Raw genomic sequence first — 22,708 nt, 5'->3', positions numbered from 1 at the left:
CTCGCTTTCCAGCTTCAGGGAAGTGAGCCGCGGTGCGTGATGAATCGGATGGAGTTCGATCACTGCTTTTAATTTGAGGAGCAGTTTCGAATATCTGTTCTCCGCGACTCTGTGTCTCTGTGGTGCAAAATTAAACGCTTATCCCTTTGATAGCGCGTCCGATTGTTTGACGAAGTCGTCGCCGGTCCATTCGCCGTCACTCTTGACGACTTTGCTGGGCGTGGCGGCAGCTGCAGCGGCGGCGGCTTTTTGCGCGGCTTTGCGGTCGGTCTGGCGTTTGACGAGGTCGGCGTGCGTCGTGAAGTAGTCGAGGCTCTTGCCTTTGAAATCGGCGAGGGTTTCGAATTTATGTTTCTCCATGAACGCGAGAAGCTGCTCCTGCATGGGCTTAACGCAGTCGTAGCCGAACTTCATGACGCCGGTGCAGACTTGCACGGTGTCGGAGCCGAGGAGGATGAATTGCGCGGCGTCTTCGCCAGTCTCAATGCCGCCGAGGCCGGAGAGTGAGCGGTCGGGAAATTCTTTGCGAATCATGGTGGCGAGTTCCATCACCATGCGGAGCGCGATGGGTTTGACGGCCTTGGAAGAATAACCGCCGGGTGTCGTGTAGCCTTCGACGTTGGGCTCGGGGCGAAGCGTCTCGAGGTTAACACCCATCACGCTGCGGATCGTGTTGATCGCGGCGAGACCCGTGGCGCCACCCCGCAGCGCGGCGCGACCGGGCTCTTCGATGTGCGTGATGTTGGGCGTCATCTTTGCCCAGAACGGTTTGGTTGCGACGGATTTTACCCAGCCGCAGACTTCCTCGAGGATATCAGGATCCTGGCCCATCGCGGCGCCCATTTTGCGCTCGGGCAAGCCGTGCGGACAGGAGAAATTGAGTTCGAAGGCGTCGACGCCCGCGGCTTCGCAACGTTGGACGAGTTCGATCCACGCGTCTTTGTTATACTCTTCCATAATGGAAGCGATGAGCGCGCCGGGCGGCTGGGCGTCTTTGCAGCGCTTGAACTCGTCCTCCCAAATTTTGAAAGGACGGTCGCTGATCAGTTCGATGTTTTCCCAACCGATGACTTCGCCGCTCGTGGAGTGGAGTTTCGCGTAGCGTGGGGAGACGTTGACGACTTTCGAGGCATCGAGCGAAACGGTTTTGGCGATGACGGCGCCCCATCCTTCTTTGAACGCCCGGTTGATGACGCTGAGATTCGTCCCGGGAGGGCCGGAGCCGATGACGAAAGGATTGGGCAGTTTCAGACCGTCGACGACCGTGGCGAGTGTGGGCATGAGGAGGCGGAGGTTGGATTCGAGAGGCAATGCGCCGCTCAGCACGAGGGAAGTCAGTCAACTTTGGCCGGCTATTCCCAGGGCCGCTACGCGGACGCCTGCAGGAATTGGGTTATGTTTGGGTGGAGGAAATACAGCGGAGAGCGTTGAGGTTTCCAAGCAACAAATGTGCCACGGCGTGCGCTGCGTGGGGCGAGAACCGGAGATGTGATGGCGGAGTGCTGTGTTGCGTTCGCAAATGCGCGTTGAGCTTCTGGCGTGCGGGCTGCATGGTCGCGCGCATGCCACTCGATCCGAAGCGCACGGTAGCGGAGTTGAAAGAATTGCGAGCGTTGACCGGCGACGAAAATGGAGCTCAGCGCGTGGCGTTTACCCCGACATGGGTGAAAGCGCGGGCGTGGCTGAAGGAAAAGCTGGCGGGCCTGCCCGTCGAAACGCATGTGGACGCTGCGGGAAATTTTTGGGCGACGTTGCGCGGCGAGAGCGAGCGGGCTCTCCTGATTGGCGGGCATCTCGATTCCGTGCCGAACGGTGGCTGGCTCGACGGGTGTCTGAACGTGGTGGCGGGCGTAGAAATTTTGCGGCGCGTGAACGAGCAATTTGCAGGCAAACCGCCGGTGACGGTGCGCCTCGTGGATTGGGCGGACGAAGAAGGTGCGCGATTCGGGAAAAGTTTATTTGGCTCGTCGGCGTGCTCCGGTGCCCTCGACATGGACGAAGCGCGGGGCCTGAAGGACAAGCAGGGCGTGACGTTGCCCGAGGCGTTGAAGGTGATCGGCGTTGATTTCGAACAAGTGAAAGAAAGCGGCGTGGAGTTAAAAAACGCGGCTGCGTATATTGAACTCCATATCGAGCAAGGGCCGGTGTTGCTCGATCTCGATTTGCCGCTCGGCGCGGTGCTCGGGACGTTTGGCGTGGAGCGTCACGCGATCACGTTTCACGGACAAGCGGCGCATTCCGGCAGCACGCCGATGAATCGGCGCAAAGATGCGTTTCTCGCGGCTGCGAAGATGAGCGAAGAAATTTATCGCATCGCCGAACGCAGCGGCAATGGCGTGTGCACAATCGGCTCGTGCACAACGAAGCCCGGAATCGTGACGAGTGTGGTCGAGGAATGCCGCATCACGCTCGACCAGCGCCATCTCGACGCCGCGAAACTCGCGACGATGTTGCGAGAGGCAAAAGAGGCGAGTGAGCGCTTCGCGAAAGAAGGCGATGTGCGCGTAAGTTGGGAACGCATTTGGCAAATCGAACCCCGGCCGTTTCACCCGGAGTTGATCGATCTGTGCGACGCAGCGATTAAGGAAACCGTGCCCGTGTCGCATCGCCTGCCATCAGGCCCGCTGCACGATGCCGCCGAGACGTGCGGTGCCGGCGTGCCGACGGTGATGATGTTCGTGCAAAGTTTGCACGGCATCAGTCACAATAAAATCGAGGACACCAAAGAAGCTCACTTAGAGCTGTGCGTAAGCGCTTTTGACCGACTGGCGACGAAGACGATGGCGTGGGTGGAAAGAAAGCGTTGATTGAGATGGAACGAGCTGACTCTAGCGCGTTTTCAGGGTTGCCGAAACGCCCTGAGGCTAAGTCGCTCCACCGCGCTTAACCTGCAAAGAATTTCTGGATCTTCTGCAGCGACGCGACGAGTCGGTCGATTTCCTCGGGCGTGTTGTAGAGGTAAAAACTGGCGCGGGTGGTGCTCGTCAGGCCGAGTTTGCGCATGAGGGGCTGGTTGCAGTGGTGACCGCCGCGCAAGGCGACGCCGTCTTGATCGGCGAAGGTGACGACGTCGTGCGCGTGCACGCCTTCGAAAGCAAAACTCACAAGTCCGCTGCGTGGCTGGCCGACGCGTGGGCCAATGATGCGGATGCCGGGCAGCGCGGAAAGTTTTTCCATCGCGAGGTTCACGAGTTGCGTGTCGTGCGCGGCGATTTTTTCACGCCCGAGGGAGTCGAGGTAATCACAAGCGACGCCGAGGGCGATCGCGTCGGCGACATTGGGTGTGCCGGCTTCGAAGCGTTCGGGCGCGGGTTTCCACGTCGCTCCTTCATAAGTGACGCTGACGACCATGCCGCCGCCGGTTTCGTCGGGGGCGAGTTTTTCGAGGAGCGCGCGGCGGCCGTAGAGCACGCCGATGCCGGTGGGGCCGCACATTTTGTGGCCGGAGAAGGCGAGGAAATCGCAATCGATGGCGCGCACGTCGAGCGGGACGTGGCCGATGGATTGCGCGGCGTCGATCACGGTGACGGCGCCCACGGCTTTGGCGCGGCGGCAGAATTCGGCGACCGGGTTGATTGTGCCGAGCGTGTTCGACATATGCGTGAACGCGAAGAGCTTCACTTGGGGTGTGAGCAACGTGTCGAGCGCGGCGAGATCGAGTCCACCTTCGCCATCAGCGCCGAGGAGGGGCACATATTTCAGCGTCGCGCCGCTGGCTTGGGCGGCTTGCTGCCAGGGAACGAGATTCGAATGATGCTCGATTTCGGTCGTGAGCACGACGTCGCCTGGCTTCAGGTGAGCGTGCGCCCAGCTGCGGGCGATGACGTTGATGCTTTCCGTGGTGCCGCGTGTGAAAATGATTTCCGCCGGATCAGCGGCGTTGATGAATTTTGCGAGGCGCCCGCGTGCGCCTTCGTAGGCATCGGTAGCGCGCATGGAGAGCGCGTGCAGGCCGCGATGAACGTTGCTGTTGTCGCGTTCGTAATAATTGACCAGCGACTGGATGACTTGGCGCGGCTTTTGCGACGTGGCGCCGTTGTCGAGGTAAACGAGCGGATGCCTGCCGACGTTTTGGTGGAGAATCGGGAAGTCGGCGCGGACGTTGGACCAGTCGGGTGGCATGTTTAATCTTTCTCGTGCTCTTACTCTTTCTCGTTCTCTCGGGATTCTGCTTCTTCGATTTTTGAGAACGAGAAAGAGAATGAGGAACGAGAACGATTTTTTAGTCTTTGTGCGTTTCGGTGGTGGCGGTCACGGGGTCGCCCTTTAGCGCGTTGAGCGTGGCGTGCCAGCCGAGCGTGGCGCATTTGATGCGAGCGGGAAAATCGTGGACGCCGGCGAAGGCAGCGACGTCGTTGATTTCCTCGGGCGCTTCGCCGGTGGTGACAATGTGGTGAAAATTTTTGTAGAGCGCTTCGATTTCGGACGCGGACTTGCCTTTGACCTGCGTGGTCATGAGCGACGCGCTCGCTTGGGAAATCGCGCAACCGGAACCGTCGAAACTGATCTCGGCGACGCGATCGCCATCAAGGCGCAGGTAAACGCTGCATTCGTCACCGCACGAAGGGTTGTTGCCGTGCGCGACGCGGTTGGCTGTGGGCAATTTACCGCGATTCCGCGGGCGGCGGTTGTGGTCGAGGATGACGGATTGGTAGAGGTCGCTGAGGTCGTTCATCTGCCGGGAATGTGGGAAGGGCAGAGGCTACGCGGAGCCCACGCTTTGGCAAACAGTGTTTCCTGCTTCGCTCTGACGAGCCTCACCGGACGCAGTCCTGTCTGCGGCAGCGCGCGAGTGTGGTGAATGCGCCCAATCCAGTTTGTCATATAATATATGACAAACTGGATTGGGCGGGGCGCGCGATAAGTGGGGTGGGGTGGAGTGGAACGCGATGCGGCGAGCGACGCTCGTTTACGCTCCGGCCTGCTCGGAGAGCGGGCCCTACCTTGCGCCTAGTTTTTCGAGGACGCTGGCCATGAGCCGGCGGGCGCTGATGTAGCCGACGATGCGGCGGCTTTGCGCGTCGGCGACGACGGGTAGCGTTTTATAGGCGTATTCGCGGAAAGAAGATGCGGCGACCATCACGCTGTCGGTGGCGAGAATGGTCGTGGGATTCTGCGTCATGATTTGGGTGACGACCGTGGCATCGGTGTGCTCGCCGGATTGCGCGCGAATGATGTCAGTCAGGGTGACGACGCCTTCGAGGCGGTCGCCGGTCGAGACGACGTAAAAGAAATCAGGTTTGTGCGCGGCAAAGATCCGCGTGACATCGCCGAGGGTCGCGGTCGTCGGGATGAGCGGTTGCGGTGTAGGCTCGATGAAATCTTCCAATTGAAAACTGCGCAGCGCCTGCATGGCTTCGGGACGTTGGGTCCAGAAACTCGCGGAGCGACGCGTCATGGATTTCGTAAGCGCGAGTCTGAGCGGGGCGAGCGATTGCGAGACGGTGGTGAAGACGTTGCGACCGAGCACGACGACCTCGACCGGCGTGCGGGCGCGGACGGACGCGGTGCGCGGCTGGTTGCTCAGCAAGGCTTGTTCGCCGAAGAAATTGCCGGCGCTGATCACGGCGACGACTTCCCCGTCGGGTTTTTCGGGCGAGGCGCGCACGACTTCCACTTCGCCTTTTTCGATGACGAAGAAATTCGCGGGCTGCTCACCTTGGCGGATGATGTAGTCGCCCGGCTCGAAATGCGCGTGTGAGACGCGATTCGTGACGTCGGTTTTCAGGTGCGAAAGATCGCGCGGGAAAACCAGGAGGAACGCCCAGTCGAACCCGACTTGGAAACGGCGCGACCACGACGGAAGTTTGAACAAATAAACGCCGCGCCACGCGAACCACGCAACGAATCCCGAGAGGCGAAAGCCGAACATTTCGGCAACGGCGTTGTGTCCGCCGATGGAGCAGAGTTGGCCGAGGACTTTAAACGAGAACGGCCGCGTCGGCTCGCCATTGAGCACACGGAGGATGTTTTGCGCGCACTGGCGGCCCTGACGTTCGGCGAATTGGCCGGTGCCGGGCGAGGGTTCGCCGTCGTGGGCGTTGATGATATTCGCGCAGTCGCCGATGGCCCACGCGTTGCGGCTGCCTTGCAGGCGCATGTCGGAGTCGGTGAGCAGACGCGCGCGGGCTTTCGGCGTGTCCATGCGGTTGATAACCGGCGCGATGGTGCTGCCGATCGTGCACACGATGGTGCCGCCGCGGATAAATTCATCAGCGATGCCCACGCCTTCACCCGTGGCGAGTTGCACCCGGGCGTTGAGGCGAAGCGTCACGCCGGCCTCGGTCATTTTCTCGCCGGCAAAGGCGCGGAGTTTCTCGCCGATTTCGGGAAGCAGTTGGTCGCGCGAATGGATCAGCGTGACCGAGACGTCTTCCTTTTTGAGGTTTTTGAAGAAGCGCAGGCTGCCGCGCACGAGGTCGTTGATTTCACCCGCGGATTCTACGCCGCTGTAACCGCCGCCGACTACGATGAAGGACAGAAACCAGCGACGTTTTGCGTCGTCGCCGCAGACTTCGGCTTTTTCGAGCTGTTGCAGCACGTGGGTGCGCAACACGGCGGCGTCGCCGACGGTCTTGAGTGGAAACGCGTGGTCGGCCATCCCGGGCACGACGTTGAGGTTGGAAACATTGCCGCACGCGACGATGACGTGATCGTAACCCATGCGCCGCGGATGGCCGTCGTAGCTCTCGAATTCGATTTCGCTTTTCGCGAGGTCGACGTTGAGGACTTCCTCGGTGCGGCATTCGACCGTCGGCAGCAACTGGCGCAATGGGACGATGACGTCCATGATGTTGAGCGAAGAACCCACGGCGTCGGCCAGCAGAGGAGAGAAAACGAGGTGGTTTTCCTTGTTAAACAGGATGAGTTCCGCGTCGCCGTCGCGCAGGTGCTGGCGGAGTTCACGGGCGCATTTCACTCCGCCGAACCCCCCGCCGATGATGATGATACGTTTGCGCGCCATGGGTGACTACGAGGGACTTTGAGAGGGGAAGTTCCCTTGGCAACGCAGGGTTTTGCGCCGTTGAGGAATTACCGTTGACCGAGAGCAGGGGAGCACCCTTTATTCGCCCTCCTTTTGGAAACCGGAGGGGTGGCAGAGTGGTCGAATGCGCATGATTGGAAATCATGTGTAGGGCAACCTACCGAGGGTTCGAATCCCTCCCCCTCCGCCATTTTGAGGCAAAGTTTCCGCTGATTAAGGTCTGTAAAATTCACTCCGCCTAGTCTGTTTACGAGATTTCACAGCACTGAGTTTTGATCAAAAGCTAAACCTTTTAGGTTATGACCTCCAGACGTCTGTTTACCCTAGATGAGATGGTTTTATCGATTCTGTTCATCTTATGCGGGCTGCTCGTGTTCTTCGACCAGGTCGCATACATTCAGCATTCTGGGCGGATGCTCTTAGTGGGTTTGCTTGGATCTCTATTTTTCGCGTCTTTAGCACGTGTGAGACTGCGGACTCGCCATCACTACGACTATCAGCGGCTAAACGGGGCCACGATGGTCGCTGCGCTTAACAGGCCTGAAAATCGGCTGATGATGAAGTATATGTGGACGTTCGCTTTTGTTAAGAACGGAGATTTTTTGCTTAGCGGTCTGCTGATGATTTCTTTGATGTTCCAAGTAGTAGGCTATTTGGGACTAATCTTCGCGTTTTTTGGCGGCGGTTAAACGGAAGAAGAAGAACGGCCCGCTCTAGTTTCAGCCGTTTTCCAGTTTCAGACTTTAGCCGGCATTTTTGCGGCCTGATTCCAAATATGCAGCACCGCGTAGCTGCGCCACGGGCGCCAGGCTTGGGATAGTTCTTCGGCGAGTTTGGCGGTGACGTGGCCGAGGTTGTTGCGCACGACGATGTCTTCCTTGGGAAACGCGTCGGGCCAGCGCAACGCGCGCATGCCGATGTAATTGGCCGTCCAGGGGCCGATGCCGGGAAAGGCCACGAGCTTAGCGATGACCGCTTCGGGATTGTCGCCGGCGTCGAGGCGCAACTGGCCGGAGCGAAAGGCCTGCGCGAGCGCGAGAATCGTGCGTGACCGGGCGCTGACGATGCCGAGCGAGGCGATGTCGTCGAGGCTGGCGCGGGCGACGCGTTCGGCGAGCGGACTGAGGCGGGTGAGTTCTGGAAATGGCGTTTCGATTTTTTCACCGAACGCTTCTGCGAAACGACCGGCAATGGTCGTCGCGGCTTTCACGGTGATCTGCTGGCCGAGCACGGCGCGAACCGACAACTCGAAACCATCGAACGCGCCGGGCACGCGCAGGCCGGGATGACGTTTCACGCTATCGCGCAACAGTGGGTCTTTGGCGAGATGGCCGGAGATGAGATCGGGGCGCGCGGCGAGGTCGAACACGTTGCGCAACCTTCCGAGTAGCGCGGGCAGGGCGGGCATCAAGGCGTGCGAAAACTCCACGAGGAGCGAGTTTTTCTCCGGGGCGTGCGTGACTTTGATCCAACCCGTGTGTGCGCCGATTTGCACGGTGCGCAGATAGCTGTCGTCCGCGATGTGCTCGACGTCGCGGATTTTGCGCGCATCGAGAAATTTCAAAATATGATCCCAATCGTAGGGCGGACGGTAGGCGAGTTGCAGGGTGGAGGTCGCCGTGACCGCAGGCGCGGGGGCGGGCTCGGTCGCGTTTTTGCGCAAGCGGGTGGGCGGCATGCGGTATTGCGAGCTGAACGCGTCGTTAAAACGGCGCAGGCTTGAGAAGCCGCTCGCGAAGGCGATTTCGGTCACAGGCAGCGTGGTTTCGGTGAGCAATTGTTTCGCGAGCAGCAGGCGGCGCGTTTGCAACAGCTCGATGGGCGACACGCCGAGTTCCTGCTGGATGATGCGCCGCAACTGGCGTGAACTGAGATCGAATTGGCCGGCGATGGTTTCGAGGCTGGTGTCGTCCTCGATCAGGCCTTCGTCGATGCGATGCACCAGCAGTTGCGCGATGCGATGGGCGTGGTCGACCGGCGCGTGACCGGGGGCCAGTTCAGGACGACAACGCAGGCACGGGCGAAACGTGGCTTTTTCCGCGGCCTCCGCGCTGGCGAAGAAGCGGCAGTTTTTTTTCTGCGGTGTTTTTACGGGGCAAATCGGCCGGCAGTAGATGCCGGTGGACGTCACACCGACGAAAAAGAGCCCGTCGAAACGGGGATCGCGGGAGGAGAGGGCGCGGTAGGCGACTTGTGGATCGGTCATGGGAAAGCCGGCACGATAAGCGATCGGGATGAACTTCGCTGGCCGTTTTCGGACAGCAGATTAATTTATGCCCATGTCCGAAAATGGCCAGCAACTCTTTGTTAATCCGGCATACTGACGCTATGAAACTTTTCTATAAAACTACGGAAACTCCGGTGGGCTGCCTGAAATTGGTGGCGAATGACGACGGGCTGGCCGCGATTCTTTGGGAGAACGACGACCCGAAGCGCGTGCGGCTCGGGACGATGGAAGAAGCGAAAAATCACCCCGTGCTTGTCGAAGCGGAGCGGCAGTTGCAGGATTACTTCGCGGGAAAGCTTAGGAAATTCTCGGTGAAATTTTCGTTCATCGGCACGGATTTTCAAAAGGATGTGTGGAAGGCGCTCACCAAAATTCCGTTCGGGGAAACGCGGAGTTATGCGGAGGTCGCCAAGCAAATTGGTCGCCCGAAAGCCGTGCGCGCGGTCGGAGCGGCGAATGGGCGGAATCCGATTTCGATCATGGCGCCGTGTCATCGCGTGATCGGCTCCAATGGGACGCTGACGGGTTTCGCGGGCGGCTTGGAGGCGAAGTCGTTTTTGCTGAAGTTAGAGTCGCAACGCTAAGCTTTGGAAAAATTCGAGGGTGAACCACGAATGGACACGAAATGACACGAATGGCTGAGTCAGTCAGAAGGCTTTAGTGCAGCTAAATTAATTCGTGTGCCTTCGTGTCCATTCGTGGTTTTTAAAAGCCCGCCCGGAGGTCGGGCTCCACCTAGGCGAGCTGCTTAATTGGCGAAGGTCTGGAGTTCTTCGTCTGTCCACGGGGACTCGCGCGAGCCAACCGTTTTGCGGATTTCTGCGACGGTCTCGGGAGAAATCGCGGGGGCGTTGTGGCCCCACGATTGGCGGACGTAGGTGAGCACGGAGGCGAGGGTGTCGTCGTCGAGCGTTTGGAGGGGCGGCATCGCGAGGCCGTCTTTTTCTTTTCCGTTGAGCACGATGCGCGTGAGCGCTTGCTCCGAGCCGAGAACGTAACGCGAGTAGAGCAGCTGCGGCGCGAGGCCGGCCAGGCCTTCGCCGTTGGGTTGGTGGCACGCGGCGCACAACGTGGCGAACGTCTCACGGCCTTTTTCGAACAGGATTTTTTCCGCCGGCGTTAAGCGCGCGGCGATGGCGGCGGATTCTTGTTCGAGGCCGGGTTTGCCAGGCCATTTCAACAAGGCGCTCAGGCGCGCAGCTTGTTTCGCTTCGGGTGTGCCAGTTTGCACGGAGAGCAACAGCAGCGGGCGCGGCTCGATGGGAAGCACGCCGGCCACGGGTTTGCCTTCGGGAGTTTTAGGCAGGAAGCGTTCGATGCCGTCGAGCACGGCGCTGCGGGCCCACGCGGGAGATTTGGATTTTGCCTCGAGGTGAGCGAGGAGCAGCGAGATTCGCTCGGCGTCGCCCGATTTGAGAATGGCGCTGCTGGCGAGGGTGACGGCGCGCGCGGCATTTTCGTTTTCCATGTGAGTGACGACCAAGTTGATAAACTCAAGTTCGCGTCCGAGCAGGCCGCTGACGATGGCGTCGGCGACGTAGGGTTGCGTGCCATGGCGCACCGCGAGGTTAACGAGCGCGTTGAGGGCATGTCCCGAACGGCTTTCGCTCAATGACAAGGCCGCTTGCAATATGCATTCCGCAGAAGACTCGGAGGCGCGAATGACGTGCATCAGTGCCTCGCCCACGGCCTCTTCATTGTCTTGCGCGAGCCATTTGCCTGAAAGCCGAATCGCAGCAGAGGCCACGCGGAAGTCCTTGTCGCTCGATGCAATGCCGACGGTGTCGCGGTCGAGCTGTTCGCAACCGTCGAGCGTCCACAAAGCGTGGAGGCGCGCGAGAGCCGGTTGCGAGTAATCGTAGACGAGTTTTTTCAACACAGCTGTCGCCGCCGCATCGCGGCGTTCTACGAGGAGGCGTTGGGCGGTGTCGCGCGTCCAGCCGTCGGGCGAACTTAAATGGGTGACGAGTTGCGCAGAGGATTCTGTGGAGAGATTGAACTTTCTTTTCGGGCGCTCGGCGTTTTCCGGAACGACGCGGTAGATGCGTCCCATGCCGATGCCTTTGGCGAGACCGCGTTCGTCGATCTGCTGGCGCAGAAACGACGTCATATACATGCGGTGCTGGATAATGCCGCGATACATATCGACGACGTAGAGCGCACCGTCGGGACCGTTCGTGAGATTGACGGGGCGAAACCGTTCGTCGGTGGAGGTCAGAAATTCGGTGTTGGTGTAAGCGTTGCGGGCGAGGAGGTGGCCGGCGGTTTCCGTGAGCACGAGGCGTTTGACGAGATTGCCCGCGGGTTCGGCGATGAAAGCGTTTCCGTAAAACGCTTCGGGGAAGAGCGAGCCGCGATAAATCACCGGACCGCACGCGGCGGTGACGGCGGAAATCTTGCCTTCGTCGTTGAGCGATTTGTAGCCGCGATTGACGCCAGTCGTAACACGACTCGGCCAAATCGGGAGGCGCGCGGGGGCGACTTGGACGTTGATGCCGGCGGGCGCGGTGAAGAATGGGTTTCGCCGAAAATAGGCGGCGGGCACGACGTCGGCGCGCAACGGGTCGCTGTTGCTGTTGTAATAAATGCGGCCGGTGTCGTCTTGCGTGATGCCCCATTGGCCGCGCGAGTGGGTGACCTCAGTGGAAAATTTGCCGTCACCGAGGTAGCGGAAACGCTGCGTGTGATTCGCGTTATAAATCCAATTATCGAGCGCCCACATCAGGCCATTGGCGGTGTGCTCGGGGTTGTGGGTGTTGCCGTAGTCGGACATCACCTCGGTTTTTTCGTCGGCCACGCCGTCGCCGTTGGTGTCGCGGGCGAACCACAGGTGCGGCGGCTCGGCCACGAGCACGCCGTCGCCGACGAGGGCCACGGCGCGCGGCATCACGAGTCCGCTGAGAAACGTGGTGCGTTTGTCGGCGCGGCCGTCGCCATCGGTGTCTTCGAGCACGGCGATGGAGCCGACTTTGGTGTTTTCGTCGAGGCCTTCGGCGTCGCGCATGTAGCCGCTCATTTCCACGACCCACATGCGACCGTCGGGGCCGAACGTCATGGCGACCGGATCGTGCACGAGCGGATCGGCGGCGGCGATTTCGAGGCGGAAGCCGGGTGCGATTTTAAACGTGGTGAGCGCGTCTTCCGCTGAAAGCGTCGGCGCGGGCGGCACCACGATGTGTTGCGGCAGTGGCTGCTGCTTTTCCTTGGGATTGTCGCCCTGCTGGGCGGTCAGCGCGGCGAAGCTGGTGAGGAAAGCGGCGGCTAACTGCGCATAACGCATGGCGCGGGCCGGGGGGGATGCGGGGTTCATTCGAGTGAAATGAAGGCGGAAACCGAATCGTTGAGGCAAGCTGCAAGCGAATGGTTTTAGGGCCAGACCAGTGGTGGGTGGGCGCGTGCACCGTGGTGCGACGAACCATCGGCGCGACGAGCGGTAAAAGTGTCATCTCAGTTTACACTGGAAAGCCGCGTGGGGTTTGAGCAAACACAGCGCGTGCCCCCGAAGTCTGGCAGTTCGCCTGCAGTTACCATTTACGAAATCGCCGAGCATGTCGGCATGTCGCCGGCGGCGGTCTCCTCGGTGCTGGCGAACCGTGGCGTGGAGCGGCGGCTCTCGACTGAAACCATCCGCAAGGTGCGCGAGGCGGCGGCTCAACTCGGCTATGTGCCGAACATGGCGGGCCGGCGTTTGCGGGCGCACAAGTCCGCGACGCGGCAATTCGATCTCGCGATCCTCACTTCGTTCGAAGCGCCGCTGCCGCTAGTCGGGCAGGCCTTGCATGCGTTGCAACGCGCGGTGGATTTGCAATCGAACGAGCACACGCGCTACGCGGTGGCGATCGAGATGTTTCACGCGGGGCGGCTCGCGGACAAACTCGGGCTGCTCGACACGAATCGCTACCACGCGGTCATGATTACGAACACGCTGCCCGAAGATGATAAATTTCTCGCGAAGGCGAAGCTGCCGTATCCGGTCGTGGTGCTCGGTCGGCGCATCGCGAATTATCACTGTGTGCTCGAAGCACCGGATTTTGTCGGACGCCGGGCGGCGGAGACGTTGCTCGACGCGGGCGCGACGAAGCTCGCGATTTTGCACGGACGCTCGCTCACGCATACAACGGCGAATCGCGTGGCGGCGTTCGAGCGCGTGGTGAAGGAGCGCACGGGAAAGAATCCGGTTTTCCTGGTGAGCCCCGATTTGCAGCCGTCGCAAGGCGCGGCGGCGCTGGAAGTGTTTTATGCGCAAGGCGGGAAACTCGACGGACTTTTCGTGGTGACGGATTCACTCGCGCTCGGCGCGTATCAGACGATCAAGGGCCGCGGTTATTCCGTGCCGAAGGACGTCGCGGTGGTCGGAGTGGGCGACTACGAGCTCGCGGAGTTTTTCGATCCGCCGCTCACGACGGTCGCGGGCGCGAACGACGCGATGGTGGCCGAAGCGGTGCCGTTGTTGTTTCGCTTGTTGCGCGGCGAAAAAGACGCGCCGGGTGAAGTGCTGGTGGTGCCGCCGGTTTTCTTGCGGGCCTCTTCAGTGCGGGCTGCGCGTTAAGAGTAAGGGAAAATGGAATTTGGTTTGACGAAGCTAAATCCATTTAGCTAATCCCTTGGTCAGTTCTTACCCCGTTTGTGCTCCCGATTGTTATTAGTCATAGGTCTTAGCTAAATCGGTTCAGCAATTTACCTCAATCCTTACCCCTATGTTGTCTGCTCGACTGTTTCGTTTTTGTGCGGCTACTGGCGTCGTGCTGGCTGCGCTTCCTGCAATTGTCCGCGCCCAAGTGGCGACGGATCCGACCACCAAGTCGAAGGAGGAGACGCTGGAATTGCAGCCCTTCCAAGTCGTGAGCGATACCGGCAATGGCTATCGCGTCAGCAGCGCCTCGGTTGCGACGCGCACCAACACTGCGTTGATCGACATTCCCCAAACAGTGAACGTGGTGAGCAAGGAATTCCTCAGCGACATCGCCGCCGTCACGCAGGAGGACGCGATGGGTTATGTGGGCAATGTTTTCACGCGTAACAACCGGCAGGGGCCGGGCCAGTTTATCGTGCGCGGTTTCGAAACCAACACGGCGCTCTACCTCGATGGTTTCGCGACCACTCAATACAAGCGCGACATGGCGGGCTACGAACGCGTCGAAGTGATCAAGGGTCCGCCCTCCGCCGTGCAAGGTCGCGGCGGCGATTCCGGTCTGTTGAACTTTGTCGCCAAGAAGCCGGAACTCGGTCGCACGTTTGGCGAAATCAAGCTCATGGTGGGCACGGAGGAACTCTTCCGCGGCGTGGTTGAGGGCAACCTGCCCCTGGCCGGTCGCGACGACATGGCCGCCCGTTTGGTGGTGGTGGGTGAAAACAGCGGCGAGACGGTCGATGATTTCAAGAACCGGAAGAAAGTGTTTTTTCCTTCCTTCCGCTGGCAGATCACGCCGCGCACCGACCTCGTGTCCTTCGCCGAAATCAATTTCACCGAGACCCCGGCCACGGACAGTGGCGCCGGTCCGGCTTTCTGGTCGCGCGAGATCCGCGAGCATATTCCCCACCTCGCCAAGGCGGGTGACATCATCAACGCGCTCGACATCCCGATCGGCACCAACTTCGTCGGCGGTGATGGCAGCCGCGACAGCTTCACGTTGATGAGCATCACACGCATGACGCACCGTTTCTCCGAGCACCTTCAAGCGCAGTTGGGCTACCAGTATATCAATCAGGACTATTACGAAAACCGTTTCACGCTGGAGCAGAATTTTCCGGTTGTGAACCCGCTCGGAACACCCGGCGTGTGGCTGGGCCCCGTGCGCTTGAATATTTCCGACGAACAGCAGCACGTGAATCGGGTGCAAGGCGACTTGTTCTCGCAGTGGGAATTCGACCGCCTCTGGGGCCAGCCCAAGTTCACGGGCATGGTCGGCTTCGAATACAACACGATCGAAGTCTATAATATGGATAAACAGGGCAACATCCTCGCGCCCTACAACTATGTGAATCTCGCGGCGCCCGCCGAGCAGAGCCACATCACATTCGACGAGGTGAACTGGGCTTCCGTGGCGGTCACGACCAACAACATTCGCAACGATGAAAACAAGGGCGTCTATCTCGCCGGTGACGTTGATTTCCTGCGCGGCAAAGTGATCCTCAGCGCGGGCGGCCGCCGCGACTTTGCGGCTCGCGACACGCAGAACCTGCGCACCGGCACCTCGACGCAGAACACCAAGGAGACGGTCACCTCGCAACGTTACGGCATCACCTACAAGCCGCTGCCCCGTCTGGCCATTTACGCGGTTTATTCCGACCAGCCCGATCCCGAGACGACTCAAAATGTTTGGGGAGCCGGCCTGCCCGCGGCCGATCCTCGCACGCAGGAGCAACTCACCTACAAGCCCTCCACGGAGCTCAAGGAAGTGGGCGTGAAAGGCGAACTCCTGAAGGGCCGCGCGACCTTCCAAGTCGCCTTCTTCGAAATGCAGCGCGTGAACAACTCGCTCACGGTCTCCACTCAAACCTCGTTCCAAGGTGTCAATTACACCGCCGTGCAGCGCTCGCTGGCCGACACGACGATCCGCGGCATCGAGCTCGAAACCTTCGCCGCCATTACTGACCGTCTCAACCTCGTGGCCAACTTCGCCAAGAACGAGAGCCAGGAATTTGCCGTGGTCAGCGGCGCGGTCGTGGAACGCGACACCCATCGCCTGGTGGATTGGAGTTCCAACGTCTTCTTGAAATACGACCTGCGTTCCGGTCGCGGGGCCGACCGCCGTGGCTTCCAGGTTCGCGCCGGCATGCGCGCCTTCGGCCCGTTCACGGCCACGCTGGCCGGCGTGCGCGAACGCATCGACCGCGATTCCTACCGCTTCGATGTCGGCGGCAGTTACCAGTGGGGTCGCTCGAATTTCGATCTCATCGTGAAAAACGTTTTGGATGAACCGACGTTTATCATGCGCCTCGATCCGATGCGGCAGGTGGTCTTCACCTACACCTATCGTTTCTGATGCCAGCCTGCTCCCGACTCTCATGAAAAAAACGATTCTGCTGCTGTGTTTAGTTTGGTGCGTGCCGTGCCCGGCGGCGGAGCTCAAAGCCGCCGCGCCGGCTCGACCACCGAATGTGCTCATCATCATGGCGGACGACCTGGGGTTCGCCGACCTCGGCCGTCAGGGGAGCAAGGACATCGTCACGCCGAACATCGACGCCATCGCGGCGACGGGCGTGACGTTCACGAACGCTTACGTGACGGCGCCGGTGTGCATGCCCAGCCGCATGGGCATGCTGACCGGTCGTTACCAGCAGCGCTTTGGCATCCAGACCTTGGGCAACGACAACCTCGGGATGCCGGCGACCGAGTTGAACCTCGGCCAGATGCTCAAAGCCCGCGGTTACGCCACCGGCATTGTGGGCAAATGGCACCTCGGCACGAATCCGGAATTCCGGCCCAACGCGCGCGGGTTCGATGAGTTCTACGGCTTCCTGAACGGCAATATCTCGTATTATCCCGGCAGCGGAAAATTCTGGCGCAACGCGGAGCCGACCGAGAAGCCGGCTTACGCGACGGATGGTTTTGGTGACGAAGCGGTGAGCTTCATCAACCGGCATGCGGCGCAGCCGTTCTTTCTCTACCTCGCTTTCAACGCTCCGCATTCGCCGATGCAGGCGCCGCCGCGTTACGTCGAACGTTTCGCCGGCATCGCCGACGAAGGCCGGCGCATCTATGCCGCGATGACCTCGGCGATGGACGACAACATCGGGCGCGTGCTCGCGGCGCTCCACGAGAAAGGCATCGCGGAAAACACGATCATCATTTTTCTGAGCGACAACGGCGGCGCGCCGCAAAACTTCAGCGAGAATGCGCCGCTGCGCGCAGGTAAATACGAGATCTACGAAGGCGGCATCCGCACACCGTTCTTCGTCCGTTGGCCGGCCGGCGGCGTGCCTGCAGGTGAAAAGCGCACCGCGCCGATCAGCGCGTTGGATATCGTCCCGACCATCTTAGCGGCGACCGAAACCACGGCGGATCCCGCGCGCCCGCTCGACGGAATGAACCTGTTGCCCGCGTTGCGCAGCGAAGCGAATGTATTGCCGGCTGATCGCCGCCTCTACTGGCGTTACGGCCCTTACATGGCGGCGATGCGCGAAGGTGACTGGAAGATTCTCAAGGCCGGGGTCGGCGAGAATAAGCGCCCGGCGTGGGAACTCTACAACCTCGCCCAGGATGCCTCTGAGAAAAACGATCTCGCCTCCGCCCATCCGGAAAAAGTCCGCCGACTCTCGGCCGTATTCGAGGCTTGGGATCAGACGCTCGCGACGCCGATCTTCATCGATAAACGCCTGATCGAAGGAACGATTTGGTGGCGCAAACGCGCGGCGCTCGATGATCCCTCGGGTTAACTCACCCAACGCTTTCCCATGAAAAAAAGTTTCCTGCGTGTGCTTCTGATCGTGGCGCTCGGGCTTCGCTTGGCCGCTCAGGATGCTGAAATCGGGAAATCAAAACTCCCGCCGCCCGCCCACGCCAACGTCGCTTACGGGCCGCACACGCGGCACGTCCTGGACGTGTGGTTGGCCGATTCTACGCGACCTACGCCGGTCCTCATTTATTTCCACGGCGGCGGATTTGTCGCGGGCAGTAAAGGCAACCTGCCAGCCTCGGTGCTTGCGGCGGCATTGCGCGACGGAATCTCGGTGGTGGCGGTGAATTATCGGTTCGCGCCCGAAGTCGCGTTTCCGGCGCACTACCTTGATTGTGCGCGGGCGATTCAATTTGTGCGGCACTCCGCGCGCACGTGGAACCTCGACCCCACGCGCGTCGCGCTCACCGGCAGTTCGGCGGGCGCAGGCACGGCGCTGTGGATTGCGTTTCACGACGACCTCGCTGATCCCGCGAGTGCTGATCCGGTAGCGCGTGAATCGACGCGGGTCACGTGCCTGGCCGTAATGGGCGCACAGCCAACTTACGACCGACGCGTGATTCGCGAAGTCGCCGGCGAGGCCGCGGCGAAGCACCCCGTGTTTGCAAATCTGCATGGGCTGAAGGCCGATGAACTCGAAACGGAAAAAGCGTTTAAACTCTACGCGCAAGCGGCAGCGCTCACTTATCTCACGCGCGACGACCCGCCGGTGTTTGCTTACTACAGCGAACCGCGCACGGCGGTGGCGCCCGATGCGCGCGCGGGCACGGGGATTCATCATCCGAATCTGGGTCTGCTGCTGAAGTCCCGGATGGAAACGCTCGGGCTCGAATGTGTGTTTCTGCACCGGGACCAAAAAATCAACGTGACGACTGCGGAGTTTGAATTTTTGCGCCGGCATCTTTTCCCCGCGCCAGTCGCGCCCAATTAATCATGCGCTTGCTTCACATAGCTCTGCTTCCGGTTTTCGCATTCGTGGTGCCAGGTTTCGCCGGGCCGATTTGTCCGCTCGCACAAGACCACGTTGTGCTCGGCGAATCGCCGTCGCCGAAGGACACGCCGCTTTATTCGCCGACGATCTTGCGGTTGGAGTCTGGTCGACTGCTCGCGGCTTACACACAAGCGGGGAAGGGCGAGAAGCACCCGAGCGGGGAATTTATTTTCACGTCGGATGATGGCGGCAAAACGTGGACGAAGCGCGCCGAGGCGAAACCGCAACAGGGCCGGCTGTTCGTCGCGGGCAAAGCCATTTACTACCTCGCGACGGGTGCGGGTCTGCCGATTTTGCGTTCGGACGACGAAGGCGTGACGTGGTCGGCGCCGGTGTTGCTTACGAGCAAAGACAAAGTGTGGCAGCAAACTCCGGCGAATGTCTGGCACGCGAACGGCAACGTCTATCTCGCGTTCGAGCGACGTTTCCGGGAGATCGAAGCGTGGGGCCCGAGTGAAAAAGCGCTCGTGCTGTTGCGCGCCAAGGCCGACGCCGACCTGACGAAACCCGCCGCGTGGACGTTTTCCAGCGAACTAGTTTTCGCGGACGTGGTGCCCGGCGTGCGCGAGAATGACGTGAAGCTGCCGTTTCTCGGGATTCCCTTTTTAAACAGGATTATCCAAATCGCGCGCCCGTGTCCTCCTCGCCGCGCCGCACGATGCCGCCGATCGGTTGGGTCGAACCGGCGGTGGCGCAGGTGATGGATCCCGATCACGTGTGGTATGATCCCAGCGGTCACACGTTTCACCTCATCGCGCGGGCGCACACGGGTGGCACGGGCTTCGCGTGTTTTACCAAAGTCGTCGAGAACGCCGACGGCACGATGACGATGTCGCTCGAGAAAGCGCCGTCGGGCCAGACGATGCTGTATGTGCCGTTCCCCGGCGGGCAGTTGCGCTTTCACCTGATCTACGACGCGAAAACCAAACTCTACTGGCTGCTCAGTTCGCAAGCGACAGACTCGATGCGTCGCCCGGATCGGCTCGCCCCTGAGCGGTTCGATCTGCCTTACAACGAACGTCACCGCATGGTGCTACACTTCTCGAAAAATCTCGTCGATTGGTGTTTCGCCGGACTCGTGGCGAAAACTGAATCGCCGAAAGAAGCGCGCCACTATGCGAGCATGGACATCGACGGCGACGATCTCGTGATCCTCTCACGCAGCGGCGACGAACACGCCAAGAGCGCGCACGAAGGAAACCTCATCACCTTCCACCGCGTGAAAAATCTTCGCGACCTGATGTATTGATTAGATCCCATCCGCTTTCGTTGCTCCCAAAACCAAAAATTACCCCACCATGAAAAAATCACTACTCGCGCTCTTCGGTGCGTTCGCGTTTGCCGGTTTATCGGTTTCCGCCGGCGCCGCGACCAACGAGTCTTCGTCGGTGCCCGGTGTGGTTGTCGCGCACAGTCCCAAAAGCAGTAAAGTTTACATTGGCTCTCCCGGTCTCGTGGCCCTGCCCAACGGAGATTACTTGGCGAAGTGGGATGAGTTTGGTCCCGGCAGCACTGAAAAAGTGAGCGCGGTGACGCGAGTTTATCGGTCGAAAAATCGCGGACAAACGTGGGAAGAAATTTCCCGCGTCGACGGCATGTTTTGGGGAAGTTCGTTTGCGCATCGCGATGCGGTTTACCTTCTGGGCACGCATGCGGGCCACCGCTTTGGCAACGTCGTCATTCGTCGATCCGTCGACGGCGGAAAAACGTGGACGGACCCCAAAGATGGCGAAAGCGGGCGTCTGCTGGGCGATCTTTCCTACACGACTGCGCCGATGCCGGTGATCGAATATCGCGGCCGGCTCTGGCGCGCGATGGAAGACGAGAAAGGTCCGGCAGTCGAGAAAGGCTGGCCGGGACGCGCGTTTCGTCCGTTCATGATGTCTGCGCCGGTCGACGCGGATCTCTTGCAGGCGTCGAGTTGGACGTTCTCAAACCCGCTGGCGAGCGATCCTGACTGGCTGCCAAACGCGGATTTCGGCGCGTGGTTGGAAGGCAATGTGGTCATCGATCCCGAGGGTGGCGTCGTCGACGTGCTGCGCGTGCAGACTAAAACGTTGCCAGAGAAAGCGGCGATCGTGCGTTTTTCCGCCGATGGCAAGACGGCGACGTTCGATCCGAAGAACGACATCGTAAATTTCCCCGGTGGTTCGAAAAAATTTACCATCCGGCACGATGCGAAGAGCGGGCTGTATTGGTCGCTCACGAATTACGTGCCGCCGGTGCACGGCGATTCTCCGCGTTATCGCAACACGGTCGCGCTGCTGTCCTCGCCGGACCTTAAAAATTGGGAAGTGCGCTGCGTGCTGCTTTACCACCCGCAGCATGCCAACCACGGATTCCAATACTTGGATTGGATTTTCGAGGGCGATGACATGATCGCTTTGTCGCGCACCGCGTTCGAAGACGGGCAGGGCGGGGCGCGCAGCACGCATGACGCGAATTATCTCACGTTTCATCGTTGGAAAAACTTCCGCCAGCTGACGCTGAAAGATTCGGTGGTTCCCCTTGAGCAGCTTGGCTTGCAGTGACCTTTGATCCGGACACTTATTTTTTCTCACGAGAGAAATTTTTGCGCTGCCCTTGAGGTGTGATGAAACGATACGCCGCCATGCTCACGATTTTTACCCAGGTCGCTGCGCACAGCGCGGCCATTCAGGATATTTCCGCTGACACGGTGGAACGTCAGTTGACGGATGCGCCGCACGGACACCTGTTGACCAACAGCGCGGTGTGGTCGCCGGACAGTCGTTGGATCGTGTATGACGTGCGTTCGGCGGACAATGTGTTCGACGGCACGCGCATCGCGCAGGTCGATATTGAAACGAAGGCCGTGCAGGTGCTCTACGAGACGAAAAACGGCGCGGGGTGTGCGGTGGCAAGTTATCATCCGAAAGAGGCAAAGGTGGTGTTTATCGCCGGGCCGGAGCATCCGACAAACGAGTGGAGCTATGCCGCGAGCCGCCGGCGGGGCGTGTGGGTGGACGTGAATTTTCCCCACCAAGGCCACGCGCTCGACGCGATGAATTATGCGCCGCCGTTTGTGGCCGGCGCGCTGCGCGGCGGATCGCATGTGCACCTGTTCAGCCCTGACGGCAATTGGGTGAGCTTTACCTACGACGACGAAGTGCTGACGCAACTCGGGGCGTCGCCCGAGCGCGCGGATGCCCAGATCAATCAGCGCAATGTCGCGGTCGCAGCGAACCAGCCGGTGCGCGTGGCGAAAAATCATCCGCGCAATCATGACGGTGATTTTTTCTCGGTGGTGGTCACGCGCACCGTCAACCAGCCGCAGCCAGGCAGCGACCAGATCAGCCGGGCGTTCGAGGAAGGTTGGGTGGGGCGGAATGGTTACGTGCGTCGCGATGGAACGCGCCAGAAACGGGCCCTCGCGTTTCTCGGGTTGGTGCGCGCGCCGGACGGGAAGGAACACGCGGAGGTTTTTATCGTGGATTTGCCGGGTGATCTCACGCAAGCGGGCGGCGCCCCCTTGGAGGGAACGACGACCACCCGTCCGGCTCCGCCGCGTGGCACGGTGCAACGCCGGCTCACCTTTACCTCGGAGCGTCGCCACCCGGGTGTGGCGTTGCAGCCGCGTCACTGGATGCGCGCGTCTGCGGATGGAACGCAAATCGCTTTTCTGATGAAGGACGACGCCGGCGTCGTGCAACTTTGGACAGTATCGCCCAATGGCGGTGAGCCGCGCCAGGTATCGCGTCATGCGTGGGATGTCGCCTCGGCGTTCACCTGGAGTCCGGATAGCCGCGCGATCGCGCACGTGATGGATCACAGTATTTTTTTAACCGAAGTGACCACGGGCGAAAGTCGACGACTCACCCCGCGCCGCGCGGGCGCGGAGGCGCCGCAAAGTTTCGCCTGCGTGTATTCTCCGGATGGCCAGCACGTCGCCTACCTGCGACGAGTGAACGGATTTTCTCAGATCTTCATCGTCAGCATTCCGCAGCGCTGAAACGATCTGTCCGCGTTGAGCCGGTATGAAAATCACTGAAAATTAAATTTTAGTTTGACGGTGCTAAATCCATTTAGCTACTTCGTTGTTATCCCCGCTTACCCCTGTTTAATTTCGATTTAGCGCCGGTTAATTG

General features: G+C 60.4%; 17 protein-coding genes and 1 tRNA gene. 12 read left to right on the top strand and 6 right to left on the bottom strand.

Annotated features, from left to right (window positions below; genetic code table 11):
• Positions 1-138: 138 nt before the first annotated feature.
• The gene (preA, locus tag ACRRQW_RS04620) at positions 139-1,281 is read right to left on the bottom strand and encodes an NAD-dependent dihydropyrimidine dehydrogenase subunit PreA (RefSeq protein ID WP_438480088.1); all 1,143 of its coding nucleotides are present in this window, start codon (positions 1,279-1,281) and stop codon (positions 139-141) included.
• 281 nt (positions 1,282-1,562) lie between these two features.
• On the opposite strand from preA, the gene ACRRQW_RS04615 reads away from it, so the two are divergent.
• Complete coding sequence (locus ACRRQW_RS04615; RefSeq protein ID WP_438480087.1) at positions 1,563-2,807, top strand: hydantoinase/carbamoylase family amidase; 1,245 nt, start codon at positions 1,563-1,565, stop codon at positions 2,805-2,807.
• Positions 2,808-2,883: 76 nt separating this feature from the next.
• On the opposite strand, the gene ACRRQW_RS04610 is transcribed toward ACRRQW_RS04615, so the two are convergent.
• From ACRRQW_RS04610 to ACRRQW_RS04600, 3 genes are all read right to left on the bottom strand, one after another.
• Positions 2,884-4,122, bottom strand: coding sequence for a cysteine desulfurase (locus ACRRQW_RS04610; protein ID WP_438480086.1), 1,239 nt, complete (start codon positions 4,120-4,122; stop codon positions 2,884-2,886).
• A gap of 100 nt (positions 4,123-4,222) precedes the next feature.
• Positions 4,223-4,675 carry a Fe-S cluster assembly sulfur transfer protein SufU gene (gene sufU, locus ACRRQW_RS04605; RefSeq protein WP_438480085.1) on the bottom strand — a complete coding sequence of 151 codons (453 nt, stop codon included), beginning with the start codon at positions 4,673-4,675 and terminating at the stop codon, positions 4,223-4,225.
• 264 nt (positions 4,676-4,939) lie between these two features.
• On the bottom strand, positions 4,940-6,964 hold the full coding sequence (locus ACRRQW_RS04600) for an FAD-dependent oxidoreductase (RefSeq protein ID WP_438480084.1): 2,025 nt from the start codon (positions 6,962-6,964) through the stop codon (positions 4,940-4,942).
• Between the two features lie 123 nt (positions 6,965-7,087).
• Here ACRRQW_RS04600 and ACRRQW_RS04595 point away from each other — a divergent pair.
• A tRNA-Ser gene (locus ACRRQW_RS04595) sits at positions 7,088-7,175 on the top strand.
• Between the two features lie 109 nt (positions 7,176-7,284).
• The gene (locus tag ACRRQW_RS04590) at positions 7,285-7,674 is read left to right on the top strand and encodes a hypothetical protein (protein ID WP_438480083.1); all 390 of its coding nucleotides are present in this window, start codon (positions 7,285-7,287) and stop codon (positions 7,672-7,674) included.
• A gap of 47 nt (positions 7,675-7,721) precedes the next feature.
• Here the strand turns inward: ACRRQW_RS04590 and ACRRQW_RS04585 are convergent, their stop codons facing one another.
• On the bottom strand, positions 7,722-9,191 hold the full coding sequence (locus tag ACRRQW_RS04585) for an AlkA N-terminal domain-containing protein (RefSeq protein ID WP_438480082.1): 1,470 nt from the start codon (positions 9,189-9,191) through the stop codon (positions 7,722-7,724).
• Between the two features lie 122 nt (positions 9,192-9,313).
• Here ACRRQW_RS04585 and ACRRQW_RS04580 point away from each other — a divergent pair, with 122 nt between their 5' ends.
• Positions 9,314-9,796 (top strand): methylated-DNA--[protein]-cysteine S-methyltransferase, encoded by a 483-nt coding sequence (locus ACRRQW_RS04580; RefSeq protein ID WP_438480081.1) that lies wholly within the window; start codon positions 9,314-9,316, stop codon positions 9,794-9,796.
• 164 nt (positions 9,797-9,960) lie between these two features.
• Here ACRRQW_RS04580 and ACRRQW_RS04575 read toward each other — a convergent pair whose 3' ends face one another.
• Positions 9,961-12,522 (bottom strand): PVC-type heme-binding CxxCH protein, encoded by a 2,562-nt coding sequence (locus tag ACRRQW_RS04575; protein ID WP_438480080.1) that lies wholly within the window; start codon positions 12,520-12,522, stop codon positions 9,961-9,963.
• A gap of 183 nt (positions 12,523-12,705) precedes the next feature.
• Between ACRRQW_RS04575 and ACRRQW_RS04570 the strand changes: the two genes are divergently transcribed.
• From ACRRQW_RS04570 to ACRRQW_RS04535, 8 genes are all read left to right on the top strand, one after another.
• Positions 12,706-13,761 carry a LacI family DNA-binding transcriptional regulator gene (locus tag ACRRQW_RS04570; protein WP_438480079.1) on the top strand — a complete coding sequence of 352 codons (1,056 nt, stop codon included), beginning with the start codon at positions 12,706-12,708 and terminating at the stop codon, positions 13,759-13,761.
• Positions 13,762-13,909: 148 nt separating this feature from the next.
• Entirely contained in the window at positions 13,910-16,198 is a 2,289-nt protein-coding gene (locus tag ACRRQW_RS04565; protein WP_438480078.1) for a TonB-dependent siderophore receptor, read from the top strand.
• A gap of 22 nt (positions 16,199-16,220) precedes the next feature.
• The gene (locus ACRRQW_RS04560; RefSeq protein WP_438480077.1) at positions 16,221-17,591 is read left to right on the top strand and encodes a sulfatase; all 1,371 of its coding nucleotides are present in this window, start codon (positions 16,221-16,223) and stop codon (positions 17,589-17,591) included.
• Between the two features lie 18 nt (positions 17,592-17,609).
• Positions 17,610-18,542, top strand: a complete 933-nt coding sequence (locus tag ACRRQW_RS04555) for an alpha/beta hydrolase (protein WP_438480076.1) — start codon at positions 17,610-17,612, stop codon at positions 18,540-18,542.
• A 44-nt stretch (positions 18,543-18,586) separates the two neighbouring features.
• Positions 18,587-19,303 carry a WD40/YVTN/BNR-like repeat-containing protein gene (locus ACRRQW_RS04550; protein WP_438480075.1) on the top strand — a complete coding sequence of 239 codons (717 nt, stop codon included), beginning with the start codon at positions 18,587-18,589 and terminating at the stop codon, positions 19,301-19,303.
• Positions 19,237-19,851 carry a hypothetical protein gene (locus ACRRQW_RS04545; RefSeq protein WP_438480074.1) on the top strand — a complete coding sequence of 205 codons (615 nt, stop codon included), beginning with the start codon at positions 19,237-19,239 and terminating at the stop codon, positions 19,849-19,851. The genes ACRRQW_RS04550 and ACRRQW_RS04545 overlap by 67 nt, the downstream gene beginning before the upstream one ends.
• Positions 19,852-19,900: 49 nt before the next feature.
• Complete coding sequence (locus ACRRQW_RS04540; RefSeq protein ID WP_438480073.1) at positions 19,901-21,133, top strand: exo-alpha-sialidase; 1,233 nt, start codon at positions 19,901-19,903, stop codon at positions 21,131-21,133.
• Positions 21,134-21,195: 62 nt separating this feature from the next.
• The gene (locus ACRRQW_RS04535) at positions 21,196-22,572 is read left to right on the top strand and encodes a DUF3748 domain-containing protein (protein ID WP_438480072.1); all 1,377 of its coding nucleotides are present in this window, start codon (positions 21,196-21,198) and stop codon (positions 22,570-22,572) included.
• The last annotated feature ends 136 nt before the right edge of the window (positions 22,573-22,708 follow it).

The organism is Oleiharenicola lentus (genome assembly GCF_051660365.1).
GTDB lineage: Bacteria > Verrucomicrobiota > Verrucomicrobiia > Opitutales > Opitutaceae > Lacunisphaera > Lacunisphaera lenta_A.
The sequence above is the reverse complement of the archived record's forward strand: the minus strand, read 5'-3'. Positions and strand labels throughout refer to the sequence as shown.

Excerpts from the sequence above, each read along its gene's own strand:
- preA (WP_438480088.1), bottom strand. The coding sequence starts at position 1,281 with ATGCCCACACTCGCCACGGTCGTCGACGGTCTGAAACTGCCCAATCCT.
- ACRRQW_RS04615 (WP_438480087.1), top strand. The coding sequence starts at position 1,563 with ATGCCACTCGATCCGAAGCGCACGGTAGCGGAGTTGAAAGAATTGCGA.
- ACRRQW_RS04610 (WP_438480086.1), bottom strand. The coding sequence starts at position 4,122 with ATGCCACCCGACTGGTCCAACGTCCGCGCCGACTTCCCGATTCTCCAC.
- sufU (WP_438480085.1), bottom strand. The coding sequence starts at position 4,675 with ATGAACGACCTCAGCGACCTCTACCAATCCGTCATCCTCGACCACAAC.
- ACRRQW_RS04600 (WP_438480084.1), bottom strand. The coding sequence starts at position 6,964 with ATGGCGCGCAAACGTATCATCATCATCGGCGGGGGGTTCGGCGGAGTG.
- ACRRQW_RS04590 (WP_438480083.1), top strand. The coding sequence starts at position 7,285 with ATGACCTCCAGACGTCTGTTTACCCTAGATGAGATGGTTTTATCGATT.
- ACRRQW_RS04585 (WP_438480082.1), bottom strand. The coding sequence starts at position 9,191 with ATGACCGATCCACAAGTCGCCTACCGCGCCCTCTCCTCCCGCGATCCC.
- ACRRQW_RS04580 (WP_438480081.1), top strand. The coding sequence starts at position 9,314 with ATGAAACTTTTCTATAAAACTACGGAAACTCCGGTGGGCTGCCTGAAA.
- ACRRQW_RS04575 (WP_438480080.1), bottom strand. The coding sequence starts at position 12,522 with ATGAACCCCGCATCCCCCCCGGCCCGCGCCATGCGTTATGCGCAGTTA.
- ACRRQW_RS04565 (WP_438480078.1), top strand. The coding sequence starts at position 13,910 with ATGTTGTCTGCTCGACTGTTTCGTTTTTGTGCGGCTACTGGCGTCGTG.
- ACRRQW_RS04560 (WP_438480077.1), top strand. The coding sequence starts at position 16,221 with ATGAAAAAAACGATTCTGCTGCTGTGTTTAGTTTGGTGCGTGCCGTGC.
- ACRRQW_RS04555 (WP_438480076.1), top strand. The coding sequence starts at position 17,610 with ATGAAAAAAAGTTTCCTGCGTGTGCTTCTGATCGTGGCGCTCGGGCTT.
- ACRRQW_RS04540 (WP_438480073.1), top strand. The coding sequence starts at position 19,901 with ATGAAAAAATCACTACTCGCGCTCTTCGGTGCGTTCGCGTTTGCCGGT.
- ACRRQW_RS04535 (WP_438480072.1), top strand. The coding sequence starts at position 21,196 with ATGAAACGATACGCCGCCATGCTCACGATTTTTACCCAGGTCGCTGCG.